This is a genomic window from Arthrobacter sp. MYb23, from assembly GCF_002979775.1.
Classification (GTDB): Bacteria; Actinomycetota; Actinomycetes; order Actinomycetales; family Micrococcaceae; genus Arthrobacter.
Genome location: NZ_PCPR01000014.1, coordinates 55,745 through 71,977, shown reverse-complemented (window position 1 = coordinate 71,977; position 16,233 = coordinate 55,745). Strand labels below are relative to the sequence as shown.

At 60.9% G+C, this 16,233-nt stretch carries 13 protein-coding genes; 5 read left to right on the top strand and 8 right to left on the bottom strand.

The window, feature by feature from the left end:
* Positions 1-186 precede the first annotated feature (186 nt).
* Complete coding sequence (locus tag CQ020_RS14825; RefSeq protein ID WP_105692550.1) at positions 187-4,200, top strand: LPXTG cell wall anchor domain-containing protein; 4,014 nt, start codon at positions 187-189, stop codon at positions 4,198-4,200.
* Between the two features lie 98 nt (positions 4,201-4,298).
* On the opposite strand, the gene cycA is transcribed toward CQ020_RS14825, so the two are convergent.
* The 5 genes from cycA to CQ020_RS14800 form a co-directional block, all read right to left on the bottom strand.
* Positions 4,299-5,759, bottom strand: a complete 1,461-nt coding sequence (cycA, locus tag CQ020_RS14820; protein WP_181151895.1) for a D-serine/D-alanine/glycine transporter — start codon at positions 5,757-5,759, stop codon at positions 4,299-4,301.
* 164 nt (positions 5,760-5,923) lie between these two features.
* Positions 5,924-6,685: an ABC transporter permease gene (locus tag CQ020_RS14815; protein WP_105692548.1), complete on the bottom strand. Its 762-nt coding sequence runs from the start codon at positions 6,683-6,685 to the stop codon at positions 5,924-5,926.
* On the bottom strand, positions 6,682-7,503 hold the full coding sequence (locus CQ020_RS14810; RefSeq protein WP_219844519.1) for an ABC transporter ATP-binding protein: 822 nt from the start codon (positions 7,501-7,503) through the stop codon (positions 6,682-6,684). Before CQ020_RS14810 ends, CQ020_RS14815 begins: the two co-directional genes overlap by 4 nt.
* Positions 7,500-7,865 carry a DUF1048 domain-containing protein gene (locus tag CQ020_RS14805; protein ID WP_105692546.1) on the bottom strand — a complete coding sequence of 122 codons (366 nt, stop codon included), beginning with the start codon at positions 7,863-7,865 and terminating at the stop codon, positions 7,500-7,502. The genes CQ020_RS14810 and CQ020_RS14805 overlap by 4 nt, the downstream gene beginning before the upstream one ends.
* A gap of 1 nt (position 7,866) precedes the next feature.
* A complete protein-coding gene (locus CQ020_RS14800) occupies positions 7,867-8,196 on the bottom strand; it encodes a PadR family transcriptional regulator (protein ID WP_062072679.1) in 330 nt (109 codons plus the stop codon).
* Positions 8,197-8,309: 113 nt separating this feature from the next.
* Here CQ020_RS14800 and CQ020_RS14795 point away from each other — a divergent pair, with 113 nt between their 5' ends.
* From CQ020_RS14795 to CQ020_RS14785, 3 genes are all read left to right on the top strand, one after another.
* Positions 8,310-8,816, top strand: coding sequence for a GNAT family N-acetyltransferase (locus CQ020_RS14795; RefSeq protein ID WP_105692545.1), 507 nt, complete (start codon positions 8,310-8,312; stop codon positions 8,814-8,816).
* 115 nt (positions 8,817-8,931) lie between these two features.
* Positions 8,932-9,372: a MarR family winged helix-turn-helix transcriptional regulator gene (locus CQ020_RS14790; protein ID WP_105692544.1), complete on the top strand. Its 441-nt coding sequence runs from the start codon at positions 8,932-8,934 to the stop codon at positions 9,370-9,372.
* 30 nt (positions 9,373-9,402) lie between these two features.
* Entirely contained in the window at positions 9,403-10,641 is a 1,239-nt protein-coding gene (locus tag CQ020_RS14785; RefSeq protein ID WP_105692543.1) for an MFS transporter, read from the top strand.
* A gap of 66 nt (positions 10,642-10,707) precedes the next feature.
* Here CQ020_RS14785 and CQ020_RS14780 read toward each other — a convergent pair whose 3' ends face one another.
* From CQ020_RS14780 to rraA, 3 genes are all read right to left on the bottom strand, one after another.
* Positions 10,708-12,177, bottom strand: a complete 1,470-nt coding sequence (locus tag CQ020_RS14780; RefSeq protein ID WP_105692542.1) for a sugar porter family MFS transporter — start codon at positions 12,175-12,177, stop codon at positions 10,708-10,710.
* Between the two features lie 334 nt (positions 12,178-12,511).
* Positions 12,512-14,164 carry an MDR family MFS transporter gene (locus CQ020_RS14775; RefSeq protein WP_105692541.1) on the bottom strand — a complete coding sequence of 551 codons (1,653 nt, stop codon included), beginning with the start codon at positions 14,162-14,164 and terminating at the stop codon, positions 12,512-12,514.
* Positions 14,165-14,296: 132 nt separating this feature from the next.
* On the bottom strand, positions 14,297-14,770 hold the full coding sequence (rraA, locus tag CQ020_RS14770; RefSeq protein ID WP_105692540.1) for a ribonuclease E activity regulator RraA: 474 nt from the start codon (positions 14,768-14,770) through the stop codon (positions 14,297-14,299).
* Positions 14,771-14,927: 157 nt separating this feature from the next.
* Here rraA and CQ020_RS14765 point away from each other — a divergent pair, with 157 nt between their 5' ends.
* Positions 14,928-16,232 (top strand): MFS transporter, encoded by a 1,305-nt coding sequence (locus CQ020_RS14765; protein WP_105692539.1) that lies wholly within the window; start codon positions 14,928-14,930, stop codon positions 16,230-16,232.
* Position 16,233 lies beyond the last annotated feature (1 nt).

Below are 16,233 nucleotides of genomic sequence, written 5' to 3'. Positions count from 1 at the left end.
GGTTGCCCCCATTTCGGAGTTATCCACATACGGGCGTGAACAGGAAACTCTCCGTCACGTTTGCCGAACCTCCCACACTAGTTAGAAAAGAGAGTAAACGCTCACTTTTCAAACATCCTGAGTTGCTTGTCCCTGCGCACTGAGTGCACCGGGGAGGTGTGGCCGGGACTAGCTAGGGAGCTTTGAATGTCCGCATTACAGTCATGGGGCCGTTTCGGCCGGCGGGAAAAGACGCCGGGTTCGCCGAAGGATTCCAGTGCCAGGCCCCGGATACCACCGTCTCGGAGGCGTTCCATCCTGCAGGTTCCGGCAGCAGCCCTCGCCGTAGTGGTCACTGCAGGTTCACTGATGCTGGGTGTTTCCCCGGCCATGGCAGCCGCCGGGGATTTCACCATCTCGCTCTCCGCCCCGGAAACGGTCCCGCTGAGCCAGAACTACAATTACACGGCAACCGCTGATTTCAGCGGCGTCGATTCTTCCCATCCGGCAACCGGTGTGGAAATGACCACAACGCTTCCGGAAGGTACTACCTTCGCGGGGCTGCCTACCGGTGGCTCCTCACCAGTCCTGAGCCACAGTTACGACCCCGCTACCCGTGTGCTGAGCATGGTCCTCGGCGAAACCACTGAGGACCTTGTCAGCGTGGTGTACACGGTGTCGCAGGTGGACAACGAGCGCAAATATGAGGGCTTTCCGCTGAATACGGAGATGACCGGCACGGGTGGACCTGGCGGCCAGGTAACTTCCGGGCCTGTCACGTCAAAGGTCACTGGACCCCATGACTACCGGGCGCAGAAGACGGCCACCACCATCACCGGCTCCACCCATCGCGAGGTGACTTACCGGTTCAACGTATGCTCCGAGGAAAGCTACCTGAGTTTCTCCGCCTACGCGCAGAAACTCGCTGATGTCTTCCCGGCAGGCACAGAGTTCGCGTCCGCCTCTTCCGGTCTGGGTGCATGGGACACCAGCGCCTGGCCCGCAGCCACCTGGACCAATGACGAACGATACGACCATACGGGATATTGCCTGGACCGAAGTAACACCGGCATTTGGCTGACCGTCCGGTACCCGGAGGACGTTGCTGGTTGGGAAGATGGCCAGCGGCCTCCGGTCAACACTGTGACCCTGGAGACCACAGACGCCAACGGCGTGGTCCGGGCAGGTGAACCCGCCGCTGCACAGGGCCCCGCTTTCAGTCCTGCAGGTGGCGTGACAATGGCCATCGAGAAATCTTCAGGAGGTCAGACTTCCGCCGGCATGATTGCCAGGAGCACCTACGTCAATGCCTCCTACCTCGGGCCGCGCAACAGCCCAAGGGCCGGGGACCTCGTTGTCACCGACAGTGGCACAGCCGGTGGCCCGTCGGAGGAGTGGTTTCACCACAACGATGTCACTGCCATCAACGTGGTCTTCAGTCCGGTGCTGGCAACGGAGGATCTGCCCTACAGCTTTGAGTACCAGACTGACTACTCCGATGCGTGGCAGACGTTCACCCCCGCCGAACCCTCCACCAGTACCAACTTGGCGCTGACCGTCCAGAACACCGGTTCAAGTGGCTGGGAGACCTTCAACGGGAACAATACGCTCGACCTGCCGCCGGGTTCCGTTCTGACAGGGTGGCGCGTCTCCGTTGCACCTGGCAATGAAACAGTGCCCGTTAGCTCGGAAATGCGGGTCACAGTGGGGAGCGTGCCGGTCTTCCGCGATATCATCGAGGGTGTGCTCGCTTCGAACAGCCCAGCGGGTATTGCACCAGGACCCGTGAACAACACGGCCACACTCAAGGCAGGTGACCTCACGGGCGAGGCATCTGACGTCTTTACCCCTGTGGATTCTGTGTACCTGACCACCAACGTCACCGTTCCGTCGGTCCTGAGCGTGGGTGACACTGGAACCATCCGGGCAGGTATCGTCAACCAAAACCCGTCAGAAACCTACGCAGACGCCACGATGTCCGTGGTTCTTCCCTGCGGTGTTCAGTACGATCCCACGAAGACCATCACGCCCATCACGGACCTATCAGTGGGCGTGGAGCCAATCCCAACCATCGGCAACGGTGTGACGGTGGATTCCACCTCGCGGGTCACAGATGCAGATGGTTGTGAACTGCAGGTCATCACCTTCACGTACGATCACATCAGCCCCATGCGGGATCCGAAAGAACCTTCTGACCGCCGGGTTGAGAACACCGGATGGCAGTACGACATTCCTGTTACTGTCCTGGCCAAGGCCTATGACCCCGGTACCTCGTCCATTCAGGTCGAATCCTATGCTTCCACGGGAGACCCGCGGTTCATCGGAGTTGCAGACGGCGGCAACGCCGAGCAGACAGTGCCGATGATTGGCTATGCCCCCTTCTTCAGCGACGACACCTACAATTTCGACGCTGCACGGGAAAGTGTGGCCAAGGATATTGGCCGCGTGTCCATCAACATCGCCGGTGGTTTGCTGCTGGATAAACTGTCCAGCGCCTCGGCAACAGGTCCGTGGTCCTTGGCCACCACCGTTGACGAGGCCGCGTTCTGGCAGATCTACGTCAGCAACGTCCTTCCGAACCCGGTTACCGGCGCCACCCTCTTTGATCGTTTGCCGGCTGTGGCAACAGGCGACGATTTCGACGTCATCCTTTCGGGGGCAGTGACCGGCGCGCCCGTGGGGGCAAAGATCGAATACTCCACAGACGCCACGGATGCCACCTCGGGCAGCTGGACCGCTGATCCGGTCAACGCCACTGCCTTCCGGATGTTCGTTGACGTTCTGGCAACCGGAGATGATTTCACGTTGGTGGTTCCCACCAAGGTCGCGGGACATCCCGGGTTCGGAGACAAGGCAACCAATGTACTTGTCGCTACGGGAACGTATAACGGGGAAACGGTACAGTTCGCCACCAACGAGGCGGCTGTGAATGTTGCAGGTACTCCTGCCTTGGGAATCGTGAAGAAGACCAACGGAACCGCCTACTCGTCAGCTCCTGGTGCCATAGTGGCCAACGGCTCGGACGTGACCTGGGCCTACGAGGTAACCAACACGGGCAATACCCCACTCTCAAACGTGGCAGTTTCAGATGCCTTCTCGGCAGGGGATGGCAGCACGGGCACTCTGGTTCCCACTTCGAGTGACACCGGCGCGCTGGCTCCCGGCGACACCCGTGTCTTCACTGCTCATGGTGCCGCCGTGCCAGGCCAGTACCACAACACGGCCACGGCTTCGGCGTCGGCTACTGACGCAGATGGAACCCCTCTGGCTCAGCAGCCTGTACCGGTCACCGCTGAGTCCTGGTATCTCAGCGGCAACGCCGGCTTGTCTGTTGTGAAGACAACAAATGGTGAGGATGTTAAGGCTGCTCCGGGGCCGCAGGTGGTTCCTGGCAGTGATGTGGAGTGGACGTACACCGTGAAGAACACCGGCGACCTCGCTCTGAAGGACGTCCTGGTTGTTGATACGGACAGTGCTGGCAAGGAGGTGTTCTCCGGGACGATTCCTTCCTTGGCGCCTGGGGCCTCTGTTGAGCTGTCGGCTCGCGGCAAGGCTATTGAAGGTCAGTACAAGAACACGGTGACGGCGTCGGCTGCGAGCCCCAACGGTGGTCCTGAGCTAAGTGCCACCGATGATTCGTACTACTTCGGGGCCATCCCCGGGCTGAAGGTGGACAAGCTCGTCTCCACCCACCAGGAGGGGCCTTGGAGCGAATCTGTCACCATCGATCCGGCCGAGACTGTCTATTGGCAACTCAGCGTGACCAACACGGGCAATACCGTACTCACGGATGTCCGATTCGATGACCCCGCCCTGGGGTCCATCGAGCCGGTTGCCACTCTTGCTCCGGGCCAGACGGCCAGCCGGGTCGTAGCCCAAACCAATGTCACGCAGTCCTACATCAACATAGTGTCTGCGTCTGCAACGGCGCCCGGTGGAGACGAGGTTACGGGGACTGACTCAAGTGAGGTCATAGTAAAGCCGGTGGTTGTTGTTCCTCCCGTTGCAAGGGTCACTGATCCTCCCGCTACGACGAGTCCCACGGCTCCCGCCCCTTCCGCTGCTCCCGTTGCGCCGGGCCCCACGGCCCCCGCTGCAGCCACCGGGAACCTGCCTGACACCGGTGCCTCCGGCGTCGTGGTCGGGTTGTCCGCGGCGGTAGTCCTTCTGATTGCTGGAGGCTTGGCACTGGTTGCCAGCCGTCGGCGCAGGTCCGCTTAGCCGCAGGGAATGAAGTGAGGTAGAAAACCGCGACGTCGGCACCCAAGCCAGGGTGCCGACGTCGTGGTTTCCGGGGCTACGACTTACGAGGTTAAGACTTAGCGCGCTGCGGCGGTTTCAGCCTCCGACATCGCCTTCCACTCAGCCACGCGGGCCTGGTGCAGGGGTGATCTCCGGACAACGGCGTAGGCCACGCCAAGGATGGCGAACCAGATGGGCGTGACCAGCAGGGCCGTGAGCGTATCCGGCTGAGTGGTGAGTGCCCAGACCAGGAACGCGAAGAACGCGAACACCACCCACACCATGGGGATGCCGCCGGGCATCTTGAACGGTGAGGCCGCGTGCTGTTCGGGCCGGCGCTTGCGGTACACAAGGTAGCTGGCCAGGATGATGGACCACACGAACATAAAGCAGACGGCGGACACGGTGGTCACCATGTCGAACGCCACGCCCACGTCCTTGCCTGCGTAGAGAAGTGCGACGCCGGCCAGCAGCAGGACGCAGGACAGGAACAGTGCGTTTTGGGGTACTTTGCGGCTGGAAAGGCTGCCGAAGAGTTTGGGTGCGTCGCCGTCGTTGGCCAGGCCGTAGACCATGCGCGACGTCGAGTAGATGCCCGAATTGGCGGAGGACATGGCCGAGGTGAGGACCACAAGGTTGACCACGGTGGCTGCCATTCCCAGGCCCGCCAGGGAGAACATGGCAATGAACGGGCTCTGGCCGGCTTTGAATTCTGTCCACGGGGTGACGGACATGAGGATGATCAGGGCGCCTACGTAGAAGAGCATGACGCGCAGGGGGATGGCGTTGATGGCGCGGGGGAGGTTGTGCTCAGGGTTCTTGGTTTCCGCGGCGGCCGTACCCACCAGCTCAATTCCCACGAAGGCGAAGACGGCGATTTGGAAGCCGGCTACGAAGCCCATGAATTCTTTGGGGAAGAAGCCGCCGTGGCTCCAGAGGTTGGTGAAGCTCGCGGTTCCTGCGTTGGACTGGAAACCGGTGAAGATCATCACCAGGCCCACAACAATCAGTGCCACGATGGCGATGATCTTGATGAGCGCGAACCAGAACTCAGTCTCACCGAAAGCCTTCACGGTGGGCAGGTTCAGGAGGAGCAGGATGATGATGGTGGCCAGGCCCGGGATCCAGAGCTGGATTCCCGGCCAGAGCTCGTCGGCGTAGCCCGCAATGGCGATGACGTCTGCCACGCCGGTGACTACCCAACAGAACCAGTAAGTCCAGCCAGTGAAGAATCCTGCCCAGGGACCCAGGAGGTCGCCCGCGAAGTCGCTGAAGGACTTGTAGTTCAGGTTGGAAAGGAGCAACTGGCCCATGGCGCGCATGACGAAGAACAGCATGAAGCCGATGATCATGTACACGAAGATCACGGAGGGACCGGCGACGGAGATGGTCTTGCCGGAGCCCATGAAGAGGCCGGTTCCAATGGCACCGCCGATGGCCAGGAGCTGGATGTGGCGGTTGCTGAGCGAGCGTGACAGGTGCGGTTCGCTGTCCCTGCTAGAGGCGCGGAGCAACTCCGGTGTTGTCTGGTCGGACATTAGTTCAAGAACCCTTCGAAGGACCCGCCACAATGGTGACGGCCGTTACAAATCTGTTCGATAAAGCTATAGCTAATGTCTGACCAATGGCGAATCGGTCTGCATGGCGAAAGCTCCCCCTATGGAAAAGAGGAGCTTTAGCCGTTGTTGTGGCCGGGTGGGACCTAGGCGATCTGGCGCTTGTAGGCAGCGGTAGCGAAGGCGTAGGAGACGATGAGGATCCCCAAGCACCACGCCAGGGCTACCCAGATGTCGCCACCCACAGGACGCTGGGCGAGCAGATCCTGGATGGTGTTCACAATGGAGGTCACTGGCTGGTTTTCGGCGAACCACCGGACCGGGCCTGGCATGGTTTCCGTCGGGACGAAGGCCGAGCTGATGAACGGAAGGAAGATCAGCGGATAGGAGAACCCGCCCGCGCCGTCAACGGACTTCGCCGAAAGACCCGCGATGATCGCGATCCAGGTCAGTGCCAACGTGAAGAGTGCCAGGATGCCAGCCACGGCCAGCCAGTCCAGGACATTGGCGGAACTGCGGAAACCCATGAGCAGGGCCACCAACACGATGATCACCAGCGAAAGTCCGTTGGCCACCAACGAGGTCAAGACATGCGCCCAGAGAATCGACGAGCGTGCGATCGGCATGGAGTGGAACCGCTCAAAGATGCCGCTCTGCATGTCGGTGAACAGCCGGACTGCGGTGTAGGCAATGCCGGAGGCAATGGCGATCAGCATGATCCCCGGAAGCAGGTAGTTGACGTAGTTCTCGGTGTCGGTCCTGATGGCCCCTCCGAAGACGTAGACGAACAGCAACATCAGGGCGATCGGGGTGATCGCAGTGGTGATGATGGTGTCAACGCTCCGGAAGATGTGCCGCATGGAACGGCCCAGCAGGACCGAGGTGTCTGCGAAGAAATGGGTGTTCATGACCTGTCCTTTACTGACTCGTTGCCGGCGGCAGCGGTGCCGGCAGCATTGGTGCCGGCCGCAGTGTTGCCACTGCCCACCAGCGCCAGGAAGATGTCCTCCAGGCTCGGCTGCTTTTCGACGTATTCGATCTTGGCCGGCGGGAGCAATTGCTTGAGTTCGGCAAGGGTGCCGTTGGCGATGATCCGTCCCTCGTGGAGGATGGCAATACGGTCTGCCAGTTGTTCAGCTTCGTCGAGGTACTGAGTGGTGAGCAGGACTGTGGTCCCTTGCTTGGCAAGGTTCTTGACGATCTGCCACACCTCCAGGCGGGCTTCGGGATCGAGGCCGGTGGTGGGCTCGTCCAGGAAAATCACCTGGGGGTTGCCGATCAGACTCATCGCTATGTCCAGGCGGCGACGCATGCCGCCTGAATAGCTCGCTACCTTTCGGGACCCGGCTTCGGTGAGGCTGAATTGCGCCAGCAATTCATCGGCGATTTCACCGGGATTCTTCAAGTGACGCAGCTTCGCCACCAGCACCAGGTTCTCTTTGCCGGAGAGGACCTCGTCCACTGCTGCGAACTGCCCGGTGAGACTGATGGACTGCCTCACCTTGAGCGGCTCGGTGGCCACATCAAAGCCTTCGACGGCGGCCGAGCCCGCATCCGCTTTCAGCAGGGTGGACAGGATCTTCACGATGGTGGTCTTGCCCGCTCCGTTGGAGCCCAGCAGCGCAAAGATACTGCCGGGCGCCACCTCAAAGTCCACGCCCCGGAGTACGTGGAGGGCCTTGAACGACTTCTCAATGCCCTCTACCCGGATTGCTGCAGCGGTCATGATTCCGCCTCCTTCGCTTTATCGATCGCCTTGTTGAGACGGTCGCGTTCTTTGTCGATCCAGCGCTTTCCGCCGTAGGCCTGGGCGAAGCTCTCGGCGAACTCCACCGGATCTTCGCCCACGATCTCGCTGACGGGTGTGCCGTCCACTGCGGCGCGTTCCCAGAGGTCTGCGAAGTCCGTGAACATTTGGACCATGGTGTCGCCTTCAGTGACGCCGCCGTAGTACATCAGGTAGCGGTTGAAGGCGGTGGCTACTGCGAGGTAGGGCTCAGGCAGGGCATCGAGCCTGGCCTTGGCCTGCTTGTACTGTTTCTTCTGCTCGAGTGATCCGGTGACCAGTTCGATCCATTTTGCGGCCATGTTATTTTCCTTCCTTGCGGAGCTCTTCAATCCGTCCGGACAAGAAGCTCCAGGTGTTCCAGAATTCGTTCAGTTCTTTTTCGCCCTGCGTGTTGAGCGTGTAGACCTTGCGGGGCGGCCCCTTTTCGGACGGGCGCTTTTCAACGTCCACCAGCCCCTTTTGCTCGATCCTGACCAGCAGCGCGTATACGGTGCCTTCAGCGATCTCTGTAAATCCCTGCTCCCGGAGCTGCGTGGTGATCTCGTATCCGTACGCTGCTTTCCCGGTCAGGAGGGCCAGAACAATGCCCTCCAATGTGCCTTTGAGCATCTCCGTCATTTGCTTGCCCATCGGACACCTCCCTCGCTACTCAGTATTACTAGCTACCACTACATAGTAGAACTAGGTACCGGTACTTAGCAATACTGAGTTCCGAAGTATTTTGGCCGGAGTGGCATGCTGGGGTGGTGACTACCCAATCCCGCGCCGAACCCGCCCTGCTGACCGCCGCCGTCGAGAGTGGAACCTTTACCCTCCGGCATGCCCGCAAGGGCGACGTGCCGCGCATCCTCGAGCTGCTCGTGGATGATCAGCTGGGCGCCACGCGTGAGGCCACCGATGATTTAGCCCCGTACGAGCGGGCTTTTGACGCGATCGACGCCGACCCGGCGCACCTTTTGGTAGTGGGCGAGCTGGGCGGCGAGGTGGTTGCCACGTTCCAGGTCAGCTACATTCCGGGCCTATCCCGCAAGGGGTCCTGGCGTGCGCAGATCGAAGCCGTTCGGGTCTCTGACGCGCTGCGGGGCCAGGGTGTTGGCGCGTTGATGATTCAGTGGGCCATCGACCAGGCCCGGGAGCGTGGATGTTCGCTGATGCAGCTCACCACGGACAAGTCGCGGGTTGCGGCCCATCGCTTTTATGAACGCCTGGGATTTGTCGCGAGCCATGAGGGCATGAAGCTCACGTTCTGACCCAACTGAGTAGCAGTTCAGGTCGTTCCCAGCGCTGAGAACGACCTGATCTGCGACCTACTTGGGTGCATTTGACGTTGACATTTAGGTACCCTAACTATTAGGCTACCTAAATATGAACACCTTTGATCCCCGGCTGCTGGACCTCGCCCAGGAATTCCGCGAATCGCTTCGGCTCGGCGTGTACATGTTCCGTCGCCTCGACCCGGAGGGTGAGCTCACTGCCGCGCAGCTCAGCCTGCTGTCCATGATTTCCGACGGCGGCCTCCGCGTAGGCGATATCGCCAAGAACCTGGGCATCAAAGTCCCCAGCGCTACGGAACAAATCATCAAACTCGAGCGGGCGGGCTTGGTCACCCGACAGCCTGACCCCGACGACTCACGGGCCGTCCAAGTAGCCATCACGCAAGCAGGGACGGCCGCCGTCGAATCCGCCAACCAGCGGCGAAACGCCATGGTGGCCGAACTGCTCCAAGGCCTCAGCAGTGACGAAATCGAGCATCTCGCGTCCGCGTTGCCCGTGATCGCCAAGCTCAACAGCTCGTTCCAGAACTAAACAGAAATAGCACCGACAAGGAGCAATTGAATGTCACGCCAGTTGGCTGACGCTTCAGCAAGCGCCGAAACAACCATCGAAACCACCCTGGAGGCCGAGAAAGCTTCCCTCCTCAAGCAGCCCAAAGCTGTGTGGGCGACTGCGCTCGCGGCCGTCTTCGCGTTCATGGGCATAGGGCTCGTAGACCCGATCCTCCCCGCGATTGCCAAGAATCTTGAGGCATCCACCAGTGAAGTCTCGTTGCTGTTCACCAGCTATTTCCTGGTCACCGCAATCGCCATGTTGATCAGCGGATTCGTGTCCTCAAGGATTGGTGGAAAGAAGACGCTGCTGATCGGTTTGGCCATCATCGTGGTGTTCGCATCACTTTCTGGTCTCTCCGGAAGTGTCGAGCAACTGGTGGGATTCCGGGCGGGTTGGGGTCTAGGTAACGCGTTGTTCGTAGCAACAGCTTTGGCAGTGATCGTAGGCGTCGCCAGTGGTGGAACCGGGACTGCCATCATCCTTTACGAAGCAGCGCTCGGCCTGGGTATTTCCCTCGGCCCGTTGCTGGGTGCCCTGCTGGGCGGCTGGCAGTGGCGGGCTCCGTTCTTCGGCACCGCAGTTCTCATGGCCGCCGCCTTCATCGCGTTGCTGGCATTGCTTCCCAAAACACCGGCCCCGGCTGAAAAGTCCCGCCTCCGGGATCCCTTGCTGGCACTGGGACACAAGGGCCTCCGGACAACCGCCGCCAGCGCGCTGTTCTACAACTACGGCTTCTTCACCATCCTCGCCTTCACTCCGTTCATCCTGGGCATGGACGCCTATGGCATTGGGGGAGTGTTCTTCGGTTGGGGTGTTGCCGTGGCCGTCTTCTCGGTGTTCGTTGCACCCGTGCTCCAGAAGCGGTTCGGCGCCGTCAAAGTCCTCACCGGCACACTGGCTGCGCTCATGCTCGACCTGATCGGCCTGGGACTGGCAGCCGGGCACTCGGTGACGGCCGTCGTCGTGCTTGTCATCGTGGCCGGCGCCTTACTCGGCATCAACAACACGGTCTATACGGAACTGGCCATGGGCGTCTCTGATTCACCCCGTCCCGTTGCTTCGGCCGGTTATAACTTTGTGCGCTGGATGGGCGGCGCGCTGGCACCGTTCGCGGCGGCCCAGCTCGGCGAGCACTTCGGCCCTCAGGTGCCGTTCTTCGCCGGCGCGGTGGCCATGGTCATCGCCATCCTTGTTGCTGTCGGAGGGCGTGGCTACCTGAAATCCCACGAGCCGCACCTGGTGTAACTCTCCCGTAAACACGAAAAGCCCGGCGGAATTGAACTGGTCAAATCCGCCGGGCTTTCTTGTGCGCTACTTCGATTCGTCCTTGCTGACTGGCAAGGGTGCCACCGGTGCTCCCTTGGGAACGAACAGGGTTTCGGCCTGTTCCAAGGACATGCCGTTGGTCTCCGGGACCTTGAACATGACGAAGAAGAACGACGCCGCAGCGAACGCCGCGTACATGGCGTACGTCAGCGGCAGCGAACCTGCCGCCATGATGGGGAAGCTGAGCGTGATGGCAAAATTCGCGATCCACTGCGCCGCTGCGGCCAGGCCGAGGGCACGTGCACGGATGCGGGACGGGAAGATTTCGCCCAACAGCACCCATACGAGCGGACCCCACGAGGCACCGAAGCTGATCACGAAGACGTTGGCTGCGACCAAGGCTACCGGCCCCCACGCGCCGGGGAGGCTGATCTCGGAGCCCGAACCAACTGCGGAAGAGAAGGCCAACGCCATGACGCCGAGGGACGCTGCCATGCCGATGGAACCGGTGAGCAGGATGGGCCGGCGGCCAATACGGTCCACCAGGGCGATGGCAACAAGGGTCACCAGGATGTTCGTGACGGAGGTGGCCACGGAGATGGTCAGCGAGTCCTTTTCCTGGAACCCGACGGCCTTCCACAGTGTAGTGGAGTAGTAGAAGATCACGTTGATGCCGACGAACTGCTGCAGGACGGAGAGGATGATGCCGATCCAAACCACTGGAAGAAGCCCGAACCTGTTGCCGCGGAGGGAGCCCTTCTTGGTGGAGAGCTTTTCTTCCTGGATGGATTCGCGGATCTCGCGGATGTGCCGCTCGATGTCGTCGCCCGGGATGATCTTGTTGAAGATGCTGCGGGCCTGGTCTTCCTTGCCGTTGAGTACCAGGAAGTGCGGGGACTCCGGGAGGCGGAAAGCGATCCAGCCATACACTGTGGCGGGCACGGCGCAGGCGATGAACATCCAGCGCCAGGCTTCAATGCCCAGCCACAACGTGCCACCGGCGCCGCCGGCCGAGTTGGCCAACACCGCGTCGGAGAGGAGTGCTGCGAAGATGCCCGTGGTGATGGCGAGCTGCTGGAGCGAAGCCAAGCGGCCACGTACGTGCCTGGGCGAGATTTCGGAGATGTAGGCCGGGGCAATAACGGAGGCAAGACCGATGCCCAAGCCACCTACCAAGCGCCAGAAGATGAGGTCCCACACGCCAAAGGCGAGGCCCGTCCCCACGGCGCTCACCAGGAAGAGCAGCGCACCGATCTTCATAGCGGGGATGCGTCCGTATCGGTCGGCTATCTTGCCGGCGAAGTAGGCGCCGGCGGCACAGCCCAGCAAGGCAACGGCGACGGCAAATCCTGTGACTGCCTCGCTCATGACGAACTCGTCAGCCATCGCATCCACGGCGCCATTGACCACGGACGAATCGAAGCCGAAGAGGAATCCTCCCACCGCGCCGGCAACGGCCAGGCCGATCACCTTCCGTGAAACTGGGGGCGCGCCTTCGGTGCTGGAACTGGACATGGGTCTCCCTTAGGGAATGGGGGGTGGAAGCGATGTGCGGGACGTCGTCGGCGGTCCGACGGGGACGCCGGTGCACTCGCGCTAAACAGTGTGGCACGTCATATCGCTACAGTTCCAGTCAAGTGACCGACGTGACATTGCCTTCACGTTGTTAACGTATTCGCAGCTGTTTGGCAGCTGTGAGATCGCTGGGTGGTGCCTCCGCGTAGCCTCGAGTGCCGGAAGTGGCACCCGTTGGCGGAACTAATTGAACGCAAAGCACAAGAACGGCAGGCAGTCCGGAGACTTCCTGCCGTTCTTCGTGTTGCGTGAACTCAGTGGCTAGCGTGTGAGCTTAGTGCGCTGGGACGGATTCCTTGGCTGCGGCCTTGGGGTCCGTGAGTTTCTTGTTAGGAAGCGCGAAGCTGATCAGGAAGGCAATGATCATGAGCCCGGCGGCCGTGAGCATGACGATGTCGATTGCTTGGGCGAAGCCTTCAGTGATGGGCCTCGTGAGCGTGCTGTTGGCCGTGTGAAGCCAGCTGGTGTCGTTCAGGGATTCGTTGTTGGCGCCGTTCTTGAAGAAGTCGAAGAGCTTGGCGTTGGCCGGATCGGAAGCCACAGCCGGGTCCTTCATAACCGCCTGGTAGTCCGGGTTGGCGGCGGCAGTCTTCATGCCGTCGGCGATTTTGTCAGCCGCCGTGCTGAAGAGCATGGAGATGAAGACGGCTGTGCCTACTGCTCCACCCATGGACCGGAAGAACGCGGCCGTTGAGGTGCCTACGCCCATATCCTTGGGCGGAACGGAAACCTGCATGGCCAGTGTGAGCGGCTGCATGCAGAAGCCCAATCCGACGCCGAAGAACACGGCAATCAGGCCGGGGACCCACAGCCCGGTATCGACTCCCAGGACCAGGCCCATCACGGTGGCGGCGGCGGCCAGCACTGCCGTACCCATGATGGGGAAGATCCGGTACACCCCTGATGAGGAGATGGTCCGGCCGGCAGAGATGGAGCCGAAGAGGATGCCCACCGTGAAGGTGATCATCATTAGTCCGGCCTCGGTAGGAGTAAGACCCTTCACGAGCTGCAAATACATGGGCAGCATGGCAATGGCGCCGAACATGCCGATGCCGATGATGAAGTTCAGCAGTGAGGACAATCCGAAAGTCGTGTTCTTGAAAAGGCGCAGGGGAATTAGCGCGTAGTCGCCCGCACGCTTCTCGGCCAGGAGGAAGGCCACGATGCCGATGACGCCAAGCCCATAGCAGAGCCAGGATGCGCCGGAAGCCCAACCCCAGGTGCGGCCCTGTTCTGCAACCAGCAGCAGCGGAACAATCGCAAGGGTGATCGCAGCGGCGCCCCAGTAATCGATCTTTTGCTTCACATGCCGTGCCGGAAGGTGCAGGTACATGAAGACCACCACAAGGGCGGCAAGCCCAATGGGGAGGTTGATGAAGAAGACCCAGCGCCAGCCGTCGAAGCCCAGGATGTTTGCCGAGCCAGCGAACGCACCGCCAATCACCGGGCCGAGCACGGAAGAAATGCCGAAGACTGACATGAAGTAGCCCTGGTATTTTGCCCTGTCCTTGAGCGCCACGATGTCGCCGATGATGGTCAACGCCAAGGCCAACAGGCCGCCGGCGCCGAGGCCCTGGATGCCGCGGGCAATGGCCAGCTCAGTCATGGAATGGACAGATCCCGCGTACAAGGAACCTGCCAGGAAGATCACGATTGCCACGAGGTATAGCGGGCGGCGGCCGAAAATGTCGCTGAGCTTGCCGTAGAGCGGCGTGCTGACCGTCGAGGTGATGAGGTACGCCGTGGTGGCCCACGCCTGGAGGGACAGGCCGTCGAGGTCGTTGGCGATGGTGTAAATGGAGGTGGACACGATGGTTTGGTCCAGCGAGGACAGGAACATGCCGAGCATGAGCCCCACCATGACCGTGAGTGTCTGACGATGCGTCAGGACCTCTCCAGCAGCCCTTACAGGCGCAGTTTTGGACATATCTTCTCCAGAGGTGGCAGAAAAGTGGATTAAGCAGGATAGTTGCTTTCAGTAACTATCTTACTCCCCGGTTGATTCCCGACGGGAGAATATTTCTTCGGCTTTCCCTCTAAGTCGGCATCTCCGGGAGGGTCAGCGCTCGATCAAGATGCCATCCGGGTCGCAGAAGATCATCACGCCGGGCTGAATGCGGACGCGATCGATGACCAGCTGAACATCCACTTCACCCACACCTGTCTTGGCACTCTTCTTTGGATTGCTACCCAGCGCCTTGACGCCCAGGGGCAAGCGGGCGATTGCCTCGCGGTCGCGAACGGCGCCGTTAATGATGACTCCGGCCCAGCCGTTTGCCACGGCGCTTTCCGCGATCATGTCTCCCATGAGCGCAGTCCTCAACGAACCCTGGCCATCGATGACAAGAACGGCGCCTTCGCCGGGCGTATTGAGGATGGTCTTCACCAAAGCGTTGTCCTCAAAGCACCGAATAGTGCGGACAGGCCCACTGAAATGCGTGTGTCCGCCCAGGTTCTGAAACTGTACGGCGATGGACTCCAGTTCCTCGCCGCGCTCGTCGTAGAGATCGGCGGTATTTACTTGCTCACTCACAGTGCTGCTCCTCTATCCGGTTGAGGCCACACTAACGCCTGGTTCAGCGCTGCGGCAGGACTTGTTTCGGCCTATGTGGATAAAAAACCCGACGGCGGTTCAGCGTCGCTCCGTCGCGCTAGGCTGAATCCAAACATTCAAAGAGGGGGAACCTGCCATGAGCTTGTCCGATCTACCGGGCCCGGTGCCGGATCCAGCCGTAGTCAGTGGTGGAACCACCACGGCCCTGGCCGAGCCTGTTACCCGTGTCCGGCCGATCTGGGTCACTGGCGTGGTGCTGGTCAACCTGGGCATCAACGCAGCATTCTTTGGTCCCCTCCAAGTGCTCTTGGGCCTGCAAGCAGCTCACTTTGACGAAGGCCAGAAAGAAGCGATCCTTGCTCTGGTCACGGGCTGCGGTGCGGCCGTCTCCATGGTGGCAAACCCGCTCTTCGGGGCATTCAGCGATCGCACTACATCCCGGTTTGGTCGCCGTGTTCCCTGGGTTCTGATGGGCGCCATACTGGGAGCTGTTGCGCTCGTTGCTTTGGCCGGGGCTCCCAACGTTGCAGCAATGACTTTGCTGTGGTGCGTTGTGCAGGCTGGAGCCAACGCCATGTACGCAGCTATCACGGCCGCCATACCTGACCGCGTCCCGGTTCCACAGCGTGGAACTGTAGGCGGACTGGCCGCCATGGGACAAACGGTAGGAATTCTGATCGGTGCCGTAATCGCTGCGGTAGTTGTTGGAAACTTTGTCGCCGGTTACTGGCTGTGCGCAGCAGCATTGCTCGCCGGCGTCGTGCTTTACCTCTTCAAGAATGACGATCAGCAGCTTCCACCCACTGAACGTCCGCCCTTCAACCTGGCGGACTTCCTCAAAGGCTTCTGGGTTTCGCCGAAGCGCTATCCGGATTTCGCGTGGGCCTGGCTGACCCGCCTGCTGGTAAGCACCGGCAACCACATGGTCACGTTGTATTTGTTGTTCTTCCTGAGTGATGCTGTGCGGCTCAAGGAAACCGAAGGAATCGATCCGTCGTTTGGTGTCCTCATCCTTACCGGGCTTTACGCGGTCTCAGTCATTGTCACCAGCGTGCTCGGGGGCAGGCTGAGCGACAAGATGGGCAAACGGAAGCCCCTGGTGATCGCTTCGTCCGTCATCATTGCACTGGCGTCGCTGATCCTTGCCTTCGCACCGACGTGGATTGGCGGGCTTGCCGGTGCGGTGGTGCTGGGGATCGGCTTTGGATCGTATCTCGCCGTTGACTTCGCGCTCATCACACAGGTCCTTCCTACCGGGATGGACCGCGGCCGGGATTTGGGCGTCATCAACATTGCCAACTCTTTGCCGCAGGTGATCGCCCCCTTGATCGCCTCTCCGTTTGTCCTTTACTGGGGCGGCTACGTCTCGCTGTACGTAGCCGCCGCAGTCATTGGCCTGCTGGGGGCCGTGTTCGTGGTGAAGATCAAGAGTGTCGATTAGG

Bases quoted from the DNA above. Each gene is read 5' to 3' on its own strand.
- CQ020_RS14815 (WP_105692548.1), bottom strand. From the start codon at position 6,685: ATGAACACCCATTTCTTCGCAGACACCTCGGTCCTGCTGGGCCGTTCC.
- CQ020_RS14825 (WP_105692550.1), top strand. From the start codon at position 187: ATGTCCGCATTACAGTCATGGGGCCGTTTCGGCCGGCGGGAAAAGACG.
- CQ020_RS14785 (WP_105692543.1), top strand. From the start codon at position 9,403: ATGTCACGCCAGTTGGCTGACGCTTCAGCAAGCGCCGAAACAACCATC.
- CQ020_RS14805 (WP_105692546.1), bottom strand. From the start codon at position 7,865: ATGGCCGCAAAATGGATCGAACTGGTCACCGGATCACTCGAGCAGAAG.
- cycA (WP_181151895.1), bottom strand. From the start codon at position 5,759: ATGTCCGACCAGACAACACCGGAGTTGCTCCGCGCCTCTAGCAGGGAC.
- CQ020_RS14800 (WP_062072679.1), bottom strand. From the start codon at position 8,196: ATGGGCAAGCAAATGACGGAGATGCTCAAAGGCACATTGGAGGGCATT.
- CQ020_RS14810 (WP_219844519.1), bottom strand. From the start codon at position 7,503: ATGACCGCTGCAGCAATCCGGGTAGAGGGCATTGAGAAGTCGTTCAAG.
- CQ020_RS14765 (WP_105692539.1), top strand. From the start codon at position 14,928: ATGAGCTTGTCCGATCTACCGGGCCCGGTGCCGGATCCAGCCGTAGTC.
- CQ020_RS14775 (WP_105692541.1), bottom strand. From the start codon at position 14,164: ATGTCCAAAACTGCGCCTGTAAGGGCTGCTGGAGAGGTCCTGACGCAT.
- CQ020_RS14780 (WP_105692542.1), bottom strand. From the start codon at position 12,177: ATGTCCAGTTCCAGCACCGAAGGCGCGCCCCCAGTTTCACGGAAGGTG.
- CQ020_RS14790 (WP_105692544.1), top strand. From the start codon at position 8,932: ATGAACACCTTTGATCCCCGGCTGCTGGACCTCGCCCAGGAATTCCGC.